Source organism: Xanthomonas sp. LMG 12462, assembly GCF_009192885.1.
In the GTDB taxonomy this organism is placed as follows: Bacteria; Pseudomonadota; Gammaproteobacteria; order Xanthomonadales; family Xanthomonadaceae; genus Xanthomonas_A; species Xanthomonas_A sontii.
On record NZ_NMPP01000014.1, the window covers coordinates 120,905 to 139,108 of the forward strand.

Here is an 18,204-nt window from a genome sequence, read left to right on the forward strand (position 1 = left end):
GCGGCCGGCCCCGATTTCCGCCAGGGGGGGCTGTGACCGCATAATGCCCGGTCCCACCCCATCGCCGACGAGGCTCCCGCATGGCCCGCATCATCGCCATCGCCAACCAGAAGGGCGGCGTCGGCAAGACCACCACCGCGGTCAACCTGGCCGCGTCGCTGGCGCGGCAGTCGCAGCGCGTGCTGCTGGTGGACCTGGACTCGCAGGGCAATGCGACGATGGGCAGCGGCATCGACAAGCGCGAGCTGGCCGCCTCCACCTGCGACGTGCTGCTCGGCGAGAGCAGCGCCGAACAGATCCGGGTGACCGCGCCAGAAGGCTTCGACCTGCTGCCGGGCAATATCGATCTCACCGCCGCCGAGATCCAGCTGATGGACCAGCCGGCGCGCGAGCAGCGGCTGAAGACCGCATTGGCGCCGCTGCGCGAGGCCTACGACTTCATCCTGATCGACTGCCCGCCCGCGCTGTCGCTGCTGACCCTGAACGCGTTGACCGCCGCCGACTCGGTGATCGTGCCGATGCAGTGCGAGTACTACGCGCTCGAGGGGCTGACCGCGCTGCTGGAGACCATCGAGGCGCTGCGCGCCGAGCTGAACCCGGCGCTGGAGATCGAAGGCGTGCTGCGCACCATGTTCGACGTGCGCAACAACCTGGCCAACGCGGTGTCGGCGGAGCTGACCAACCACTTCGGCGACAAGGTGTTCCGCACCATCGTGCCGCGCAACGTGCGCCTGGCCGAGGCGCCCAGCCATGGCCAGAGCATCGTCGGCTACGACCGCACCTCGCGCGGCGGCGTCGCCTACCTGGGACTGGCCGGTGAGATCGTGCGCCGCCGCAACGAACGCAATCGGCCGATGCCGGCCATGGAGACCATCTGATGAGCGCCAAGCCCCCCGCCCTCGGAGCGAAGAAGCGCGGCCTCGGCCGTGGCCTGGAAGCGCTGCTGGGGCCGAAGGGCGCGGCCGCGCCGGCGCCGACCGCCGAGCTGCAGCCGGGCGAGAGCCTGCGCCGCCTGCCGGTCGGGCAGCTGCAGCCGGGCAAGTACCAGCCGCGCCAGGAGATGGACGAGGCCAAGCTGCAGGAGCTGGCCGAGTCGATCAAGGCGCAGGGCGTGATCCAGCCGATCGTCGCCCGCGAACTGGCGCCGGGCAGTTTCGAGATCGTCGCTGGCGAACGCCGCTGGCGCGCCTCGCAACTGGCCGGCCTCAGCGAGGTGCCGGTGGTGGTGCGCGAGCTGGACGATCGCACCGTCATCGCCATGGCGCTGATCGAGAACATCCAGCGCGAGGATCTCAACCCGCTGGAAGAGGCGCAGGCGCTGCAGCGGCTGATCGACGAGTTCTCGCTGACCCACGCCGAGGCCGCCGAGGCGGTGGGCCGCTCGCGCGCGTCGGTGTCCAACCTGCTGCGCCTGCTGGAACTGCCGCCGGCGATCCGCGCGCTGCTGGAAGCGCGGCGCCTGGAGATGGGCCATGCGCGCGCGCTGCTGACGCTGTCGCCGGAGCTGGCCAGCCGCCTGGCCTCCGACGCCGCCGACCAGGGCTGGTCGGTGCGCGAGGTCGAGCACCGTGCGCAGCAGTTCGCTGCCGGCAAGGTGCCGAGCAACCGCAAGGCCAAGCCGGCGCGTACCGCGCCGCAGGCCGACATCGCCTCGCTGGAGACCGAGCTGTCCGAGTCGCTGGGCACCAAGGTGTCCATCGCCCATGGCCGCGGCGGCAAGGGCAAGCTGGTGATCCACTACACCGACCTGGACACGCTGGACGGCGTGCTCGAGAAACTGCGCCCGCGGCAGGCCTGAGCGCCGCCGCCCGCGTCCGCCAGGACCACCTTCGCCATGCATCCCAGCAAGGTCGACCGTCACCACCTGCTGCGCCTGACCGACCTGCCCAACGTCGGGCCGGCCTGCGAGAAGGACCTGCGCCTGATCGGCATCCGCGTGCCGGCGCATCTGCAGGGCCGCGATCCCTACGACATGTACGCACAGCTGTGTCTGCGCACCGGGGTGATGCACGACCACTGCGTGATCGACGTGTTCCTGTCGATCGTGCGCTTCATGCAGGGCGAGACGCCGCGCCCGTGGTGGGAATTCAGCAAGGAGCGCAAGGCGGCGCTGGCCAAGGACGCGCCGCTGACCCTGCGCTGAGGCCGCGCGCCGCGGCGCTGGCCAGCAACCGGAGCATTGCATGAGCAACGAGGACACGCAGATCAGCCCGGGCGGCAGCCCGATCCTGCAGCATCGCGAGGAAAAACCGTTCGCGCTGGCGCGCGGCGAGTCCTGCCTGGAGCAGATCGGTGCGCACATCGAACGCCACCTGGGGTCGGTCGCCGGCGTGCTGCACGAGATCATCTCCGACACCGTGCACCTGGATGTGCACGTGGTGCCCGCCACCGACGAGGTGCCGTATCTGCGGCTGGTCACCTCGGGGATGAGCGACCTGCCGATGGCCGTGCCCGAGGGCGTGGGGGCACCGCGCTTCATGGAGCTGATGCTGACCCTGCCGCCCGACTGGCCGATCACCCAGGACGATTTCCAGGATGAGCGCCATTACTGGCCGCTGCGCCTGCTCAAGACCCTGGCGCGGCTGCCGCACAAGTACGACACCTGGCTGGGCTTCGGCCACACCGTGCCCAACGGCCACCCGGCCGAACCGTACGCGCCCGGCATCGGCTTCGACGGGGCGATCGTGCTGCCGCCGGTGAGCACGCCCGAGGCGTTTGGGGAACTGGTCGTCGATGCCGACAAGACCATCGTGTTCATGACCCTGGTGCCGCTGTATCCGGAAGAAATGGCGCTCAAGCTGAAGAAGGGCGCCGAGGCGCTGATGGACCGCTTCGACGCCAAGGGCCTGCAGGACGTGATCGATCCCGCCCGGCCCAATGTCGCCCGCAAGCGCTTCGGGCTGTTCTGACCTGCCGTTCCGATCCACACACCGCGCACGCCGTTCCACGCTTTCCAGGACTTTCGCCATGCCCATCCTCGTCACCGGCGCCGCCGGCTTCATCGGTGCCCACACCGTCCGTGCGCTGCGCGCCGCCGGGCAACTGGTGGTGGGCCTGGACAACTACAACGACTACTACGACCCGCAGCTCAAGCGCGACCGCGTCGCCGCGCTGTGCGCGAACGCGGACATCCGCACCCTGGACCTGACCGACCGCGACGGCCTGGCCGCGCTGTTCGACGAGGTGCAGCCGACCCGCGTGGTGCACCTGGCCGCGCAGGCCGGGGTGCGCTATTCGCTGCAGAACCCCTACGCCTACGTCGACAGCAACCTGGTCGGCTTCGTCAACATGCTGGAGCTGTGCCGGCACCGCGGCGTGGAGCATCTGGTCTATGCCTCCAGCAGCTCGGTGTACGGCGATTCGGCGACGCCGCCGTTCTCCGAGGACCAGCGCATCGACCAGCCGCGCTCGCTGTACGCGGCGACCAAGGCCGCCAACGAGCTGATGGCGCACACCTATGCGCAGCTGTACGGCCTGCGCGCCACCGGGCTGCGCTTCTTCACCGTGTACGGCCCCTGGGGCCGTCCGGACATGGCGCCGCTGCTGTTCAGCCGCGCGGTGCTGGCCGGGCGCCCGATCGAGGTGTTCAACCACGGCCGCATGCGCCGCGACTTCACCTTCGTCGCCGACATCGTCGCCGGCGTGCTCGGCGCGCTCGATCACCCCTCCAGCGAGCCGGTGCCGCATCGCGTGTTCAACCTCGGCAATCACACTCCGGTGGAACTGGAGCGCTTCATCGCGGTGATCGAGGACGCCGCCGGGCGCAGCGCCGAGAAACAGTATCGGCCGATGCAGCCGGGCGACATGATCGAGACGATGGCCGATACTGCGCGGGCCCAGGCCGCGTTCGGCTTCGATCCGAGTACCCCGATCGAGGTCGGCCTGCCGCAGGTGGTGGCCTGGTGCCGGGAGTATTTCGGCGCCGCCGCCTGACGCTTCATCCGCGGATCATCGGTTCGCGGCACAATGCCTGCCGCTTTTTCCCCCACGCGCGCCCCGCGCCCAGCCTTGCCGAATCCATGAGCCAGCTTTCCCTCTCCGTCGTCGTCCCGGTGTTCAACGAGCGCGACAACGTGCCGCCGCTGGTCGCCGAGATCGTCGCCGCGCTGCGCGGCACGATCGATTTCGAGATCGTCTACGTCGACGACCATTCGCGCGACGACACCCTGGCGGTGCTCGAAGGGCTGAAGGCGTCCACGCCGGAGCTGCGCGTGCTGCACCATGTCAGCCAGAGCGGGCAGAGCACCGCAGTGCGCAACGGCGTCAAGGCTGCGCGCGGGCTGTGGATCGCCACCCTGGACGGCGACGGCCAGAACGATCCGGCCGACATCCCCAAGCTGCTGGCCGCGCGCCAGGCCGCCGAGCCGCTGGTCAAGCTGTTCGCCGGCTGGCGGGTGTCGCGGCAGGATTCGGGCAGCAAGCGCTGGGCGTCGAAGTGGGCCAACGCGATCCGCGCACGCATGCTGCGCGACGACACCCCGGACACCGGCTGCGGCATCAAGCTGTTCGAGCGCGAGGCATTCCTGGACCTGCCTTACTTCGACCACATGCACCGCTATCTGCCCGCGCTGATGCAGCGGGCCGGCTGGCAGACCCTGAGTGTGCCGGTCAATCACCGCCACCGCACCTCCGGCGTGTCCAAGTACAACAACCTCAACCGCGCCCTGGTCGGCATCCGCGATCTGCGCGGCGTGGCCTGGCTGATCGCGCGCAGCCGCCGCACCGCGGTGCAGGAGCGCTGAGATGGACGCGCATTTCCTAAACGAACCGATCCAGGCGCTGTACTGGACCGGGCTGCACGTCACCGGCTGGAAGCTGATCGGCTACGTCGGCGCGCTGATGTTCGGCGGCCGCTGGCTGGTGCAGTTCGTCGCCTCCAAGCGCGCCGGCAAGCCGGTGATCCCGCGCCTGTTCTGGTACATGAGCGTGATCGGCAGCCTGATGACGCTGAGCTACTTCATGTTCTCGGCCAAGCAGGACTCGGTGGGCGTGCTGCAGAACCTGTTCCCCGCCTTCACCGCCTTCTACAGCCTGTACCTGGACATCAAGCACCGCGGCTGGCACCGCGACCGCGCGACGCATTGAGCGCGGTGCCGCTGCGCGCGATTGCAGGCGGCGCATGATCGCAGGCGGCGCGTAACACTCTCCGATCGCGACCCGCCACTGTGGCAGGGACTTCAGTCCCGACGCGCGCATCTTCCACACCTCAGTGGTTCTACCGTCATTGCCGCCGATGACGCCAAGGCTCCACATGTGGGAGGGACTTCAGTCCCGACGCGTGAATCTTCCAGGTCGCGGGAGTGCCGCCCACTGCTTCACACAGCAGCGAGCACCGGCTTTCTGACGCCACGCCTGTGAGTTTCCCCACGCCTGTACCGGTCGATTCCCGATCGTCCCGCATGATCCGCCCTGCAACCCTGGCGTCATGCACAGCAGAACTCCCCGAGGTTACCGCGCGCTGCGTGCAGGACGCTGGAGCGAGACCGGGCGCATCTATCTGGTCACCACAGTCACCTCGCAGCGCCAGCGCCTGTTCGAGGACTGGCGCTGCGCGTGGGCAGCCGCGTCCTGCCTGGGCCATGCCGATACCTGGGCCGGCGCGCAGCTTCTGTGCTGGGTGCTGATGCCCGATCACTGGCATGGGCTGGTCATGCTCGAGCGCGGTGCTGCTCTGCCAACCGTCATGCGCGACGCCAAGGGCCGCGCCGCCAGGGCGGCCAATCATGCGCGGGGCCGCGGCGGCGCCGTGTGGATGGAGGGGTTCCACGATCGTGCACTGCGCGACGCGCGGCAGTTGCTGCCGGCAGCGCGCTACCTCGTCGCCGACCCGTTGCGCGCAGGGCTGGTGCGCCGCGTCGGCGACTACCCGTACTGGGATGCGGTTTGGCTGTGTCCGGCCGCTACCGCGCCGTGCGCGGCATCATGCTCGGGTGCAAGTGCGACGGCGTGATGCCGTGCAGACCGACGGTGAGGCTTGCGGTCGCATGGTCATGTCGGCACCAGCAGGCCTGCGACCGCTGTAATGGCTGCAGTTGCTGCTGGATGCTGTCGCAGGCGGAGCGACCGCGCATCGGGACTGAAGTCCCTCCCACAATGGGACGCCATCCTGCGCAGCGGCAGCGGCAGCGGCAGCGGTAGCGGCAGCAGCCGCATCCAGCCAGAGCTACAGCTACAGCTATAGCTAGGCCAGCGATGCAGTTCCTGAGTTGCAGCCCGGTACAACCGCTGCGAGGTGCGTTTCCGTTCCCTGCATCGCCCCACACAGGACTTCCGGCCCACCCGCCAGGCCGGGCGGTGATGCGATCATCGACGATCCGTTCCCGCCGTGTGCCGCCCATGCCGATGCTCGCCAAGACCCCGCTGGCCGTTTCCCTGCTGCTCGCTTTTGCCGTGGCCGCACCCGCACTGGCCGCACCGCCGTCGTCGGCGTCGTCCAGCGCAGCGCCGGCCACGGCCAATGCCAGCGCCGCCGATGCGCGGTTCCAGGCCATCTACGAGAAGGAGTGGGCCTGGCGCCAGGCGCAGCTCGGCCAGGCCGACGAGGACAGCGACAGCAGCGGCGACAACACCCATCTGCCCGACGTCGGCGCGGCGGCGCAGGCGGCGCGCCTGAAGGTGTGGGAGGACGTGCTGCGGCAGCTGGACACGCTCGATGCGACCCAGCTTTCGCCCGAGAACCAGGTCAACCTGGCGGTGTACCGGCCGCAGGTGGAGAACCTGGCCGCGTCGGTGCGCCTGCGCGCCTACGAGATGCCGTTCAATTCCGACAGCGCGTTCTGGTCGGACCTGGCGTTCATGGCCCGGCGCACGCTGCGCACGCCCGACGAGTACCGCGCCTACATCGCGCGGCTGGAGGACGTGCCGCGCTACTTCGCGCAGCAGACCGACAACATGCGCGCCGGGCTCAAGCGCGGCTTCAGCGTGCCGCGCGCGGTGCTCGACGGCCGCGATGGCGCCATCGCCACCGTGGCCGAACTGAAGGATCCGACCGCCGCGGTGCTGTACACGCCGTTCAAGCAGATGCCGGCGCAGATTCCCGCCGCCGAGCAGGCGCAACTGCGCGCGCAGGCGCAGGCGACGCTGCGCGACAAGGTGATCCCGGCCTACGCGCAGCTGCTGACCTTCTATCGCCAGGAGTACATGCCGCAGGCGCGCACCACGCTGGCGGCCGAAGCCCTGCCCGACGGCAAGGCCTACTACCGGCAGCAGATCCGCGAGTACACCACGCTGGACATGGACCCCGAGCAGATCCACCAGCTCGGCCTGCGCGAGGTGGCGCGGATCCAGAAGGAGATGGACGCGATCATCCAGCAGGTCGGCTTCCAGGCGCCGGCCGGGCAGAAGACCTTCCCGGCGTTCCTGCAGTTCCTGCGCACCGATCCGCAGTTCTACGTGAAGACCCCGCAGGAGCTGCTCGATCGCGCCGCATGGATCGCCAAGCGCGTGGACGGCGAGGTCGGCAAGTTCATCGGCACGCTGCCGCGCGGGCGCTTCACCATCGTGCCGGTGCCGGCGGACATCGCCCCGTTCTGGACCGCCGGCCGCGGCGGCGTCGGCACCTACTGGCTCAACACCTACGACCTGCCGTCGCGGCCGCTGTACAACCTGCCGGCGCTGACCCTGCACGAATCCTCGCCGGGCCATTCGCTGCAGGGTGCGCTGGCCGAGGAGCAGGGCGCGCAGCCGGCGTTCCGCCGCGAGAACTACATCTCGGCCTACGGCGAGGGCTGGGCGCTGTACACCGAGAAGCTGGGCAAGGAGATGGGCATTTACGCCACGCCCTACGAGGACTTCGGCCGGCTCAGCTACGAGATGTGGCGCGCCTGCCGCCTGGTGATCGACACCGGCGTGCACCACAAGGGCTGGACCCGCGCGCAGGCGCAGGCCTACCTGCGCGAGCGCACTGCGCTCAGCGAGCACGAGGTCACCACCGAGGTCGACCGCTACATTTCCTGGCCGGGCCAGGCGCTGAGCTACAAGCTCGGCGAGCTGACCATCCTCGACCTGCGCGCCGAGGCCGAGCGCGAACTCGGCGCGGACTTCGACATCAAGTCCTTCCACGACGCGGTGCTGCAGCAGGGCTCGGTGCCGCTGCCGGTGCTGCAGCAGCAGATCCGCGCCTACATCGCCGCACGCAAGAAGAAGGCCTGACCGCCGCCGCGCAGGCCGGCGCCGTTTCCTGCGGGAAGGGCGCCGGCTAGCGCCGGATCAGCCGGCGTGGCGCGGCCCGGCCACGCGTGCGGCGAACGTCGGCAACACCAGCAAGGTCAGCGCGGTGGCGGTGATCAGCCCGCCGATCACCACCGTCGCCAGCGGTTTCTGCACCTCCGCACCGGAGCCGCTGGCGATCGCCATCGGAATGAAGCCGACGATCGCGACCAGCGCGGTGGTCAACACCGCGCGGATGCGGCTGCCCGCGCCGTCGATCGCCGCCTGCAGCGGCAGGTCGCCGGCCTCCAGGCGCTCGCGGATCGCCTGCATCAGCACCAGGCCGTTCAAGGTGGCCACGCCGGAGACGGCGATGAAGCCCACCGCGGCCGACACCGAGAACGGCATGCCGCGCAGCAGCAGGGCCAGCAGGCCGCCGACCAGCGCCAGCGGCACGCAACTGAACACCAGCACCGCTTCCTTGACGCTGCGCAGAGCCATGAACAGCAGGCCGCCGATCAGCAGGAACACCACCGGCACCACGGTCGCCAGCCGCCGCTCGGCCCGCTGCAGGTTCTCGAACTGGCCGCCCCAGGTCAGGTAGGCGCCCGGCGGCAACGGCACGTCGGCCACCGCGGCCTGCGCCGCGCCGACGAAGCCGCCCAGGTCGCGGCCGCGCACGTTGGCCTGCACCACCACGCGGCGGCTGCCGTTGTCGCGGCTGATCTGGTTCGGCCCTTCGCTGACGGCGATGCGCGCCACCGACGACAGCGCAATCACCTGCCCAGTCGGCGTGGCGATCGGCAGCGCGGCCAACTGATCCGGATCGTTGCGCGCGGCATCGTCCATCCGCACCACCACGTCGAAGCGGCGGTCGCCCTCGAAGATCTTGCCGGCGGCGCGGCCGCCGATGCCGGTGGCCAGCGCGTCGCTCACATCCGCCGCGCTCAGCCCGACCTGTGCCGCCGCCATGTGGTCGATGGTCACGTCGAGCGTGGGCAGGCCGGAGATCTGCTCCACCCGCACGTCGGCCGCGCCCTCCACCGCGCGCAGCGTCGAGGCGACCTGCTCGGCCACCTTCTGCAACTGGCCGAAGTCGTCGCCGAAGATCATCACCGCCAGGTCGGTGCGCACGCCGGAGATTAGTTCGTTGAAGCGCAATTCGATCGGTTGGCTGAACTCGAAGCTGTTGCCGAGCTGCTGTCCCGCCAGCGCCTCCAGGCGGGCCACCAGTCGCTCCTTGTCCAGCGCCGGATCGGGCCAGTCCTTGCGCGGCTTGAGCACGATGACGCTGTCGGAGATGTTGGTCGGCATCGGGTCGATCGCCGCCTCGGCGGTACCGGTCCGCGAGAACACCGTTGCCACTTCCGGCTGCGCGGCGATGGCTTTTTCCAGCGCCAGCTGCATCGCCAGCGACTGTTCCAGCGAGGTGGACGGCACGCGCAGGGCCTGCATCGCCACGTTGCCTTCGTCCAGCGTCGGCATGAATTCGCGGCCCAGCATCGCGAACGCGCCGATCCCCGCCAGCAGCATCGCCACCGCGCCGGCGGCGACCGTGCGCGGATGCGCGACGGCGGTGCGGATCACCGGCGCGATGCGCGTGCGCAGTGCGCGGAGCAGCCGCGTTTCGTGCGCGTCGTCGGTCGCATGCGCCGCGTCGTCCTGCAGCGTCGGCTCGCGCACCAGCAGCGCGGCCATCGCCGGCACGAAGGTGAAGGAAAACAGGAACGCACCGACCAGGGCCAGCATGAAGGTGGCCGCCATCGGCTGGAACGTCTTGCCCTCCACGCCTTCCAGGGTGAGGATCGGCGCGAACACCAGCAGGATGATCAACTGGCCGAAGGCGGCCGGCCGCGCCATCTTGCGCGCCGCCTCGGCGGCCACGCCCAGGCGCTCGGCGGCGCTCAACCCGCGGCCCAGCGCGGCGCGACGCTGGCCGAGCATGAGCAGGGTCGACTCGACCACGATCACTGCGCCGTCCACCAGGATGCCGAAGTCCAGCGCGCCCAGGCTCATCAGGTTGCCGCTGATGCCGAAGCGCTGCATGCCGATCACCGCGAACAGGAACGACAGCGGAATCACCAGCGCGGCGATCGCGGCCGCGCGCAGGTTGCCCAGCAGCAGGAACAGGATCACCACCACCAGCAGCGCGCCCTCGGTGAGGTTCCTGGCCACGGTCTTGATGGTCGCGTTGACCAGCACGCTGCGGTCCAGCACCGGCGCCGCCACGATGTCAGGCGGCAGCGACGCGTTCACCTGCGCCAGCCGCGCGGCCGCGGCCTGCGCCACAGTGCGGCTGTTGCCGCCGGCGAGCATCAGCGCGGTTCCCAGCACCGCCTCGTGGCCGTTGCGGCTGGCCGCGCCCAGGCGCGGGGCGCGACCGGAGGCGACCTCGGCCACGTCGGCCACGCGCACCACGATGCCGTTGCGGATGGCCACCGGCGCCTGCGCCAGATCGTCGGCGCTCAGGGCCAGGCCGTCTGCGCGCACCACCAGGCCTTCGCCGGCGCGCTGCACGAAGCCGGCGCCGGCCTGCACGTTGGCGCGCTGCAGGGCGGTGACCAGGTCGGCCAGGCCCAGGCCGTGCGCGGCCAGCCTGGCAGTGTCCGGATGCACGCCGTATTCCTTGACGTAGCCGCCGACCGTATCGACGCCGGCTAGTCCCGGGCTGGCTCGCATCTGCGGCGCGATGATCCAGTCCTGCACGGTGCGCAGATAGGTGGCGCGCTCCTGCGGTGTGCGCAGCAGCTCGCCCTCCGGCGTGCGATAGACCGCGCCGGCCTGCCAGCCCGCCGCGCCCGGCCGGGCCAGCCGGGACGGATCGAACGCGGTGAAGTCCACCGTCCACATCAGTACCTCGCCCAGGCCGGTGGTCACCGGCGACAGCCGTGGCGTCACGCCGTCGGGCAACGCCTCGGCCGCCTCGCGCATGCGTTCGGCCACCTGCTGGCGCGCGAAGTAGAGGTCGGTCGCATCGGTGAAGATCGCGGTGACCTGCGAAAAGCCGTTGCGCGACAGCGAGCGGGTCGCGGTCAGGCCGGGGATGCCGGCCAGCGCGGTTTCCAGCGGGTAGGTCACCTGCCGCTCGATCTGCTCCGGGGTCAGGGCCGGCGCCACCGTGTTGAGTTGCACCTGGCGGTTGGTGATGTCCGGTACCGCGTCGATCGGCAGCCTGCCCAACTGGAACAGGCCCACGGCGGCGAGCAGCGCGGCCAGCGCCACCACCAGCCAGCGGTGGCGCACGGCGGTGTCGATGATCAGCTTGAACATGGTCGCCTCCTCAGTGGCCGTGGTCGGCGTCGCCCTTGGCCAGTTCGGCCTTGAGCAGGAAGGCGTTGGCGCCGACGATGCGTTCGTCGCCGCGCAGTCCGCCGAGGATCTCGATGCGGTCGCCGGCGCGCCGCCCGACCAGCACCGGCTGCGCCTTGAAGCCGCCAGCGACCGCCACGAACACCGCGTTGCGGCCCTCGACGGTCTGCACCGCATCGGTGGGGACGCTGAGCGCGCCGTCCTGGCCGTCGGTGACCAGCACCGCCGAGACCGGCGAGCCGGCCGGCGGCAGGGACGCATCGACCGGCATCGCGCGGATCACCGCGGCACCGCCCTGCTGGCGCAGGTCGGCCGCCGCCGCCGTGACCCGGGCGGCGAAGCTGCCACCCGTTCCGCGCACCTCCAGCGCCATGCCGGGCGCGACCTGCGCCGCCAGCGCCGGCGGCGCGCTGAACACCAGCTCGTTCATCGCCGGATCGGCGACCTCGGCCACCACGCTGCCGGCCGCGACCACGCTGCCGGGCGTGACCTGCACGTTGCCGACGATGCCGGCCACCGGGCTGACGATGCGCACGCGGCCGCTGGCATCGGGGGCACCGCTGGCCGCGGCCTGCGCCTGCGCGGCAGCGGCCTGGGCCTGCGCCGCCAGCGCCCGCGCGTGCGAGGTTTCCAGCTCCTGGCGGGCGACCACGCCCTGTTCGACCAGGGCGCGGTCGCGGGCATGCACCAGGCCGGCGGCCTTGGCCTCGGCCGCGGCCGCCAGTGCATTGGCGCGGAACACCGCGGCCTCGCCGCTGACCACGATGGCCAGCGGCTGCTGCGCCTGCACCGCGTCGCCTGGCGCGACCAGCACGCGCTCGACCCGGCCGGTCACAGTCGAGGCGACCGAGGCGCGCGCGCCCACCGCCGGTTCGACCCGCCCGGCCAGGCGCACCGAGGCGCCGCCGCCGCGGCCGACCGCGACCACATCCAGGCCGGAGGCGGCGATCTGTTGCGGCGTCAGCCGCACCACGTCGCCGGTTTCGGCATCCGCGTGGGCAGTGGCATCGGTCTTGGCCACCGGTGCGTGGGCTGCGTCCTTGCCCTCGGCGCCACGGTCGTGCGCGGCGTCGGCTGCCGGGGCGGCCTGCCTGTCGCCGGCGCAGGCGCCCGGCAGGAGTGCCAGCAGCAGGCTGGCGGCAAGGGAGATCGGACGGGACAGGTTCATTGGGCCTCCATGAACGGCGCGCGCCCTTCCAGGCGGGCCAGCTCGATTTCCGCCGCGACGCGCGCCAGGCGCGCGTCCACGGCAATGCCGCGCGCGGCGATGAGCGCAGCGCGGGTGCTGCGCAGTTCCAGTTGCGTGATGCGTCCGGCGTCGACGCCGATGCGGGCCAGGCGATAGGCCTCCTGCGCCGCCGCCACGCCGTCGTCGGCGGCGCGCGTGCGGCTGCCGGCGGCCTTCAGCGTGGCCAGCGCGGCCAGGCGGTCGGCGGCACTGGTGCGACGTTGTTGCTCCAGGCGCGCCTCCGCCGCGCGCTGTTCGGCGCTGGCGGCACGGATGCCGCCGCGGTTGCGATCGAACAGCGGCAGGCTGAGGCTGACGCCGAGCGTGTAGGCGTGGGCGCGGTCTTCGCGGAACCGCGTCTGCGCGGCGGTCAGGCTCAGCTCGGGCAGGGCACGCTTGCGCTCCACCTCGACCTGGCGATCAGCAGCTTCGGCTTCCGCAGCGGCGATGCGCACCGGCAGCGCTGCCGCCTCGGTCGCGCGCGGCGACGGCGGCGTGCGGTCGAGCAGGCTGCCATCGAGGGACTGCACCGGCGTCTCCAGCAGGGCGATCGCCGCCAGGCGCGCCAGCGCCGCGTCGCGGAACGCCTGCGCTTCGTCCAGCGCCGCAGTGGCATCGGCCACTTCGCTGCGCGCCTGCACCGCGCGCAGTCGCGGCTCGCGGCCCTGCGCGACCATCGCCTCGACGGCGGCCGCATCGTCGCGGATCAGGCCCAGCGCTTCCTCGGCCAGCGCGTAGCGGCGCAGCGCGCTTTCGGCCAGCGCGTAGGCCGAGGCCACCTCGCCGGCGGCCTCGCTGCGGCTCTGCGTGCCGCGCAGGGCCGCAGCGTCGGCGTCGGCGCGGGCCGCGCGGAGGCGCGCGCCGCGTTGGCCCCACAGTTCCAGCGGTTGCGACAGGGTCAGCGAGGTTTCGGCCCGGTCGGTGCCCGCATAAGTGCCGCTGCCCCAGGCGTTTTCGGTGGACCAGGACAGCGACGGGTTGGGCAGCGCCCGCGCCTGTTCGGCGCGCGCATCGGCGGCCTCGGTCAGCGCCGCGCCGACGCGGCTGCCGGGCAGTTGATCGAGACGTTGCAGCAAGGTGTCGTACGAAGGGGCGGTCTGCGCCATCGCCAGCGCGGCCGGGGCCAGGCCCAGCAGCACGGCGACGACCCGCCCGGCCGCGCGCGGCGGCCGACGTGTCGGAGTCGACATGAGGAAATTCCAGAGGTGAGGGAAACGGAAACCCGCGATCGCGGGACACGCTCAACTCACGCTCTGGGTGGGCGCTTCAATCCGTCCTGGACGACGCCTGCAGGGGAGGCGTCGACGGCCTGCATCCAGCGCGCCGGTCGCGGCGCGCCGAACACGGCGAGGGCGCTCGCCGGCAGGCTCAGATTCGAGTGGTGGCAATGGTTGTGGCTGCAGGCGCCGGCATGCTTGCCGTCGCTGTCCTCGCCATCGGCATGCGCCGCGGCGGGCGCGTGCACGGCGTCGGCCGATTCCGGCTCCAGCGCGCAGGCCAGCGCATCGGCCACCGGCACGACCACGAACGCCGCCAGCAGCAGCATCAGCAGGGAGGTACGCAGTGGACGGAACAGGCGGCGCATGGTCCGGACGAGGCTAGCAAGCGGCTTGCGCCGGATACAATAGCAACGCCCGCCTGGTCCATCCGCCCGGACCTGCGCGCGGCGCCTGGTCCTGTGGACAACTTGCACAAGCCCTTGATCGCCTGCATAATGCGCGGCTCGCTGTGCCCGACGAGGTCGGGGCCGGCGGCCGGATGCGCGATCTCCGGCCGGCCTTTCCCAGCGTAACCGCTTGATTTCCCACGTCGCGTGGTGGCCGCAGGGCTGCCGGGGCCGCCGTCTCCCAGGCTATGGGCGACCAAACTACTATCGAGGTGCGCAATGTCCCGCGTATGCCAAGTGTCCGGCAAGCGTGTGCAGACGGGTAACAACGTCTCCCACGCCAACAACAAGACCCGCCGTCGTTTCCTGCCCAACCTGCACGAGCGCCGCTTCTGGGTCGCCAGCGAGAACCGCTGGGTCAAGCTGAAGGTTTCCGCGCACGCGCTGCGCACCATCGACAAGAACGGCATCGACACCGTTCTGGCTGAGCTGCGTGCGCGCGGCGAAAAGGTCTGAGGAGTAGAGCATCATGGCAGGCAAGCGCGATAAGGTCCGTATGATTTCCTCGGCCGGTACCGGCCACTTCTACACCACGGACAAGAACAAGAAGAACACCCCGGGGAAGATGGAATTCCTCAAGTACGATCCGGTCGTGCGCAAGCACGTCCTGTACAAGGAAGGCAAGATCAAGTGATCGGCTGATCCTCGGATCGCTGCTCACGTTGCACACGGAACCCGCCGCAAGGCGGGTTTCGTGCGTCTGGAGCAAGGAAAAAGCGCACCGCCGCTGCGGCCATGGTTGCGTTTGCCGGCGCAGTCCGCAGAATCGGGCGACCTGGGTTGCGAGGATCGCGATGCTGCCGGTCTGGTTGGAAGGCACGTGGCTGCTGGCGCTGGACTGGCTGATCCGGCTGGTGGCGCTGTTGTGGATCCCCACCCGCACCACGCCCGGCGCGGCGCGCAGCTGGCTGTTGCTGGTGGGCTTCGTGCCGTTGCTGGGGCTGCCGCTGTACCTGTTGCTCGGCCACCCCTGGCTGTCGCGCGAGCGCGTCCGCCGCCAGGCGCTGGCCTCGCAGGTGATCCGCGAGCAGCAGGTGCCGCTGACCGCGCTGCGCTGGGCGCCGCCGGCCGATACCGTGGTCGCCGAAGTGGTGCCGCTGGTCGAGCGCCAGGGCGACTTCATGCCGACCCACGGCAACAGCGTCGAGCTGCTCGACCGCTACGCGCCCTCGCTGCAGGCGCTGATCGACGACATCGATGCGGCGGTCGAGCGTGTGCACCTGCTGTATTACCTGATGTTCGACGACGCGGTCGGCGACGCGGTGAGCGCGGCGCTGCTGCGCGCCGCCGCGCGCGGCGTGCAGTGCCGGCTGCTGCTGGATGCGCGCGGCGGCCGCCGCGGCCTGCGTCGCTACCGCAAGCGCCTGCATGCGGCCGGGGTCGAGGTGCAGGCGCTGCTGCCGGGCGGGCTGCGCTGGCGCCGCAGCGGCCGCATGGACCTGCGCAACCACCGCAAGATCGCGGTGATCGACAACCGCGTCGGCTACATCGGCTCGCAGAACCTGGCCGAACCGCAGTTCGTCCCCGGCCATCCCAACCGCGAGCTGGTGGCGCGGGTGCAGGGGCCGGTGGTGGCGCACCTGGAAGCGGTGTTCGCCAGCGACTGGTTCATCGAGACCGGGCAGCGCCTGAGCGTGGTCGCGCCCGGCTCCATCCACGGCGGCGGCGTCGCCGCGCAGCTGTTGCCCAGCGGGCCGGCGTACCCGTTCGAGAACGCCCGCGACACGGTCAACGCGCTGATCCATCTGGCACGGCGGCGCATCGTCATGGTCACGCCGTATTTCGTGCCGGACGAGGCCACGCTCAGCGCGCTGCGCATCGCCGCGCTGTCCGGGGTGGACGTGCAGTTGATCCTGTCCGAGAGCAACAACCAGCGGCTCACCGCCTGGGCGCAGGAGGCGTATTACGACGAACTGCTGCGCAGCGGGGTCAAGATCGCGCTGTACCGGCCGTGCTTCCTGCACGCCAAGCACCTGAGCGTGGATGAGGGCATCGCCCTGGTCGGCTCGATCAACCTGGACATCCGCTCGTTCGCGTTGAACGCCGAGGTCGGCATGCTGTGCTACAGCGCCGCGGTGGTGCAGCGGCTGCGCGCGGTGGAGGCCGACTACCTGGCCGACGCGCGGGTGCTGACGCTGCAGGATTGGCGCAAGCGGCCGGCCTGGCGGCGCAGCCGCGAAGGCATCGCGCGCCTGGCCGATGCACTGATGTGACGCATGCCGATGACAGGCGCATGACGCGCTCATGCGCGATCGGTGCCGGCACATGCACCACGGTTCTCAGCCGCGGGCCGGGCCGGTGGGGGCTTCCCTTACAATCGCGGCATGAATGAGCTTGTGCCCAGCGAACCGGCCGCCGACGACTGCGACATCGCCATCGTTGGCGGCGGCGCGGCCGGCGTGCTGGTCGCCTTGCACGTGCTGCGCCAGGCCGGCACGGCGCTGCGCGTGCAACTGATCGAATCGCAGCCGGCGCTGGCGCAGGGCGTGGCCTATGCGACGCCCTGCGCCGAACACCTGTTGAACGTGACGGCCGGGCGCATGAGCGCCTTCGCCGAGGCGCCCGACGACTTCCTCGACTGGCTGCAGCAGCAGGCGTTGTATCCGCAGCTGTCGCGCGCCGCACTGGCCGAGGCCTATGTGCAGCGCCGCCATTACGCCGCCTATCTGCGCGCACGCCTGTGGCAGGCGCAGACCGCCGGGCCGGCGCGCCTGCAATGGCGGCAGGCGCGGGTGCTGGCGCTGCATCCGCAGCCGACCGGCGGTCAGATTCTGCAATTGCACGACGGTGGACAGCTGCACGCCGGTGCCACCGTGCTGGCGCTGGGCAACAGCCTGCGTCCGCTGCCGGCGCGCGGCGCTCCCGGTCTCGACGCGCCGTCGCGGGTCGAGGCCTGGGACTACGCGCAGTTGCAGGCGATTCCGCGCGAAGCCACGGTGTGCATCGTCGGCTCCGGCCTGAGCATGGCCGACAGCGTGCTGACGCTGCTGGCCAATGCGCACCGCGGCCCGGTGCACGTGGTCTCGCGGCACGCGCTGCTGCCGCTGCCGCACGCCGCGCATGGCGCGCCGGCCGACTTCGATGCGCAGGCGCTGCTGGCGATGCCGCTGCGCCAGCGCGTGCGCGCGCTGCGACGCCACGCCGCCGCGGCACAGGCGCAGGGCCGGCCCTGGCAGAGCGTGATGGACCGGATACGCCCGCTGAGCCAGGCGCTGTGGCAATCGCTGTCGATCACCGAGCAGCGCCGTTTCCTGCGCCATGTGGTGCGCTACTGGGACGTGCACCGTCATCGCATCGCCGCGCCGGTCTTCGCGCAATTGCAGGCGATGCGCCGGGTCGGTCAGTTGCGCCTGCACCGCGCGCGGCTGGACACGGTGTTCCCGGTCGGCGCCTGCGTGCAGGTCAACGGCATGGGCGCCGACGGTGCGCCGCTGCAGCTCGACGCGCACTGCGTGATCAACGCCACCGGCGTCGAACTGCGCGCCCAGACCATGCGCAATCCGCTGCTGCACCAGTTGCTCGGTTGCGGCCATGCGCAGCCGGGGCCGCACGGCATCGGCGTGGGCAGCGCCGCCGACGGCGCGCTGCTCGACGCCGACGGCCGCGCCACGCCGCGTATCCGCGTGCTCGGCAGCCTGCGCATCGGCAGCCTGTGGGAAAGCCTGGCGATCCCCGAGCTGCGCGTGCAGGCGCAGCAGACCGCGCAGGCGCTGCTGGCGCTGGACGTGTCGGCCCGCGTCGCTGCGCAATGAACACCGCGGAACAGGCCTCGCTACGATGTATGTCGGCGCGGTGGTGACATCCGAAGGCCTCCCATCGCGCTCATTGCCACAGCGGACCGAGGTGTGACCGC

At 71.1% G+C, this 18,204-nt stretch carries 17 protein-coding genes; 13 read left to right on the plus strand and 4 right to left on the minus strand.

All coding sequences use genetic code 11. From position 1 onward, the window contains the following. Positions 1-80 precede the first annotated feature (80 nt). From CEK69_RS04980 to CEK69_RS05020, 9 genes are all read left to right on the plus strand, one after another. The gene (locus tag CEK69_RS04980; protein ID WP_017913880.1) at positions 81-878 is read left to right on the plus strand and encodes an AAA family ATPase; all 798 of its coding nucleotides are present in this window, start codon (positions 81-83) and stop codon (positions 876-878) included. Further along, positions 878-1,798 carry a ParB/RepB/Spo0J family partition protein gene (locus CEK69_RS04985; RefSeq protein ID WP_017908742.1) on the plus strand — a complete coding sequence of 307 codons (921 nt, stop codon included), beginning with the start codon at positions 878-880 and terminating at the stop codon, positions 1,796-1,798. Before CEK69_RS04980 ends, CEK69_RS04985 begins: the two co-directional genes overlap by 1 nt. 36 nt (positions 1,799-1,834) lie before the next feature. Continuing rightward, positions 1,835-2,143, plus strand: a complete 309-nt coding sequence (locus CEK69_RS04990) for a helix-hairpin-helix domain-containing protein (RefSeq protein ID WP_017917017.1) — start codon at positions 1,835-1,837, stop codon at positions 2,141-2,143. 40 nt (positions 2,144-2,183) lie between these two features. Next, positions 2,184-2,909, plus strand: coding sequence for a suppressor of fused domain protein (locus CEK69_RS04995; RefSeq protein ID WP_152244238.1), 726 nt, complete (start codon positions 2,184-2,186; stop codon positions 2,907-2,909). Between the two features lie 58 nt (positions 2,910-2,967). Further along, positions 2,968-3,933: an NAD-dependent epimerase/dehydratase family protein gene (locus CEK69_RS05000; RefSeq protein ID WP_043093828.1), complete on the plus strand. Its 966-nt coding sequence runs from the start codon at positions 2,968-2,970 to the stop codon at positions 3,931-3,933. Between the two features lie 86 nt (positions 3,934-4,019). Then, entirely contained in the window at positions 4,020-4,742 is a 723-nt protein-coding gene (locus CEK69_RS05005; RefSeq protein WP_010342743.1) for a glycosyltransferase family 2 protein, read from the plus strand. 1 nt (position 4,743) lies between these two features. Then, positions 4,744-5,085, plus strand: a complete 342-nt coding sequence (locus CEK69_RS05010) for a lipid-A-disaccharide synthase N-terminal domain-containing protein (protein WP_152244240.1) — start codon at positions 4,744-4,746, stop codon at positions 5,083-5,085. Positions 5,086-5,425: 340 nt separating this feature from the next. Further along, positions 5,426-5,950, plus strand: coding sequence for a transposase (locus CEK69_RS05015; protein ID WP_226975043.1), 525 nt, complete (start codon positions 5,426-5,428; stop codon positions 5,948-5,950). A gap of 386 nt (positions 5,951-6,336) precedes the next feature. Next, positions 6,337-8,151, plus strand: coding sequence for a DUF885 family protein (locus tag CEK69_RS05020; protein ID WP_193313903.1), 1,815 nt, complete (start codon positions 6,337-6,339; stop codon positions 8,149-8,151). Positions 8,152-8,208: 57 nt separating this feature from the next. On the opposite strand, the gene CEK69_RS05025 is transcribed toward CEK69_RS05020, so the two are convergent. Genes CEK69_RS05025 through CEK69_RS05040 form a run of 4 tightly spaced genes read right to left on the minus strand, consistent with a single transcriptional unit; the run spans position 8,209 to position 14,270 of the window. Further along, positions 8,209-11,418, minus strand: coding sequence for a CusA/CzcA family heavy metal efflux RND transporter (locus tag CEK69_RS05025; RefSeq protein ID WP_152244242.1), 3,210 nt, complete (start codon positions 11,416-11,418; stop codon positions 8,209-8,211). Between the two features lie 10 nt (positions 11,419-11,428). Further along, a complete protein-coding gene (locus tag CEK69_RS05030) occupies positions 11,429-12,625 on the minus strand; it encodes an efflux RND transporter periplasmic adaptor subunit (RefSeq protein ID WP_152244244.1) in 1,197 nt (398 codons plus the stop codon). Further along, positions 12,622-13,875 carry a TolC family protein gene (locus tag CEK69_RS05035; protein ID WP_152244246.1) on the minus strand — a complete coding sequence of 418 codons (1,254 nt, stop codon included), beginning with the start codon at positions 13,873-13,875 and terminating at the stop codon, positions 12,622-12,624. Before CEK69_RS05035 ends, CEK69_RS05030 begins: the two co-directional genes overlap by 4 nt. 56 nt (positions 13,876-13,931) lie before the next feature. Next, on the minus strand, positions 13,932-14,270 hold the full coding sequence (locus tag CEK69_RS05040; protein ID WP_017908581.1) for a hypothetical protein: 339 nt from the start codon (positions 14,268-14,270) through the stop codon (positions 13,932-13,934). Between the two features lie 300 nt (positions 14,271-14,570). Here CEK69_RS05040 and rpmB point away from each other — a divergent pair, with 300 nt between their 5' ends. The 4 genes from rpmB to CEK69_RS05060 all read left to right on the plus strand — a co-directional run bounded on the left by rpmB (position 14,571) and on the right by CEK69_RS05060 (position 18,103). Continuing rightward, positions 14,571-14,807: a 50S ribosomal protein L28 gene (rpmB, locus tag CEK69_RS05045; protein ID WP_010342733.1), complete on the plus strand. Its 237-nt coding sequence runs from the start codon at positions 14,571-14,573 to the stop codon at positions 14,805-14,807. A 10-nt stretch (positions 14,808-14,817) separates the two neighbouring features. Continuing rightward, the gene (gene rpmG / locus CEK69_RS05050) at positions 14,818-14,985 is read left to right on the plus strand and encodes a 50S ribosomal protein L33 (protein WP_169411268.1); all 168 of its coding nucleotides are present in this window, start codon (positions 14,818-14,820) and stop codon (positions 14,983-14,985) included. Positions 14,986-15,145: 160 nt separating this feature from the next. Beyond that, positions 15,146-16,564 (plus strand): cardiolipin synthase, encoded by a 1,419-nt coding sequence (gene cls, locus CEK69_RS05055; protein WP_043093812.1) that lies wholly within the window; start codon positions 15,146-15,148, stop codon positions 16,562-16,564. A 111-nt stretch (positions 16,565-16,675) separates the two neighbouring features. After that, positions 16,676-18,103, plus strand: a complete 1,428-nt coding sequence (locus CEK69_RS05060; protein ID WP_152244247.1) for an FAD/NAD(P)-binding protein — start codon at positions 16,676-16,678, stop codon at positions 18,101-18,103. The last annotated feature ends 101 nt before the right edge of the window (positions 18,104-18,204 follow it).

Bases quoted from the DNA above. Each gene is read 5' to 3' on its own strand.
- CEK69_RS04980 (WP_017913880.1), top strand. From the start codon at position 81: ATGGCCCGCATCATCGCCATCGCCAACCAGAAGGGCGGCGTCGGCAAG.
- CEK69_RS04985 (WP_017908742.1), top strand. From the start codon at position 878: ATGAGCGCCAAGCCCCCCGCCCTCGGAGCGAAGAAGCGCGGCCTCGGC.
- CEK69_RS04990 (WP_017917017.1), top strand. From the start codon at position 1,835: ATGCATCCCAGCAAGGTCGACCGTCACCACCTGCTGCGCCTGACCGAC.
- CEK69_RS04995 (WP_152244238.1), top strand. From the start codon at position 2,184: ATGAGCAACGAGGACACGCAGATCAGCCCGGGCGGCAGCCCGATCCTG.
- CEK69_RS05000 (WP_043093828.1), top strand. From the start codon at position 2,968: ATGCCCATCCTCGTCACCGGCGCCGCCGGCTTCATCGGTGCCCACACC.
- CEK69_RS05005 (WP_010342743.1), top strand. From the start codon at position 4,020: ATGAGCCAGCTTTCCCTCTCCGTCGTCGTCCCGGTGTTCAACGAGCGC.
- CEK69_RS05010 (WP_152244240.1), top strand. From the start codon at position 4,744: ATGGACGCGCATTTCCTAAACGAACCGATCCAGGCGCTGTACTGGACC.
- CEK69_RS05015 (WP_226975043.1), top strand. From the start codon at position 5,426: ATGCACAGCAGAACTCCCCGAGGTTACCGCGCGCTGCGTGCAGGACGC.
- CEK69_RS05020 (WP_193313903.1), top strand. From the start codon at position 6,337: ATGCCGATGCTCGCCAAGACCCCGCTGGCCGTTTCCCTGCTGCTCGCT.
- CEK69_RS05025 (WP_152244242.1), bottom strand. From the start codon at position 11,418: ATGTTCAAGCTGATCATCGACACCGCCGTGCGCCACCGCTGGCTGGTG.
- CEK69_RS05030 (WP_152244244.1), bottom strand. From the start codon at position 12,625: ATGAACCTGTCCCGTCCGATCTCCCTTGCCGCCAGCCTGCTGCTGGCA.
- CEK69_RS05035 (WP_152244246.1), bottom strand. From the start codon at position 13,875: ATGTCGACTCCGACACGTCGGCCGCCGCGCGCGGCCGGGCGGGTCGTC.
- CEK69_RS05040 (WP_017908581.1), bottom strand. From the start codon at position 14,270: ATGCGCCGCCTGTTCCGTCCACTGCGTACCTCCCTGCTGATGCTGCTG.
- rpmB (WP_010342733.1), top strand. From the start codon at position 14,571: ATGTCCCGCGTATGCCAAGTGTCCGGCAAGCGTGTGCAGACGGGTAAC.
- cls (WP_043093812.1), top strand. From the start codon at position 15,146: ATGCTGCCGGTCTGGTTGGAAGGCACGTGGCTGCTGGCGCTGGACTGG.
- CEK69_RS05060 (WP_152244247.1), top strand. From the start codon at position 16,676: ATGAATGAGCTTGTGCCCAGCGAACCGGCCGCCGACGACTGCGACATC.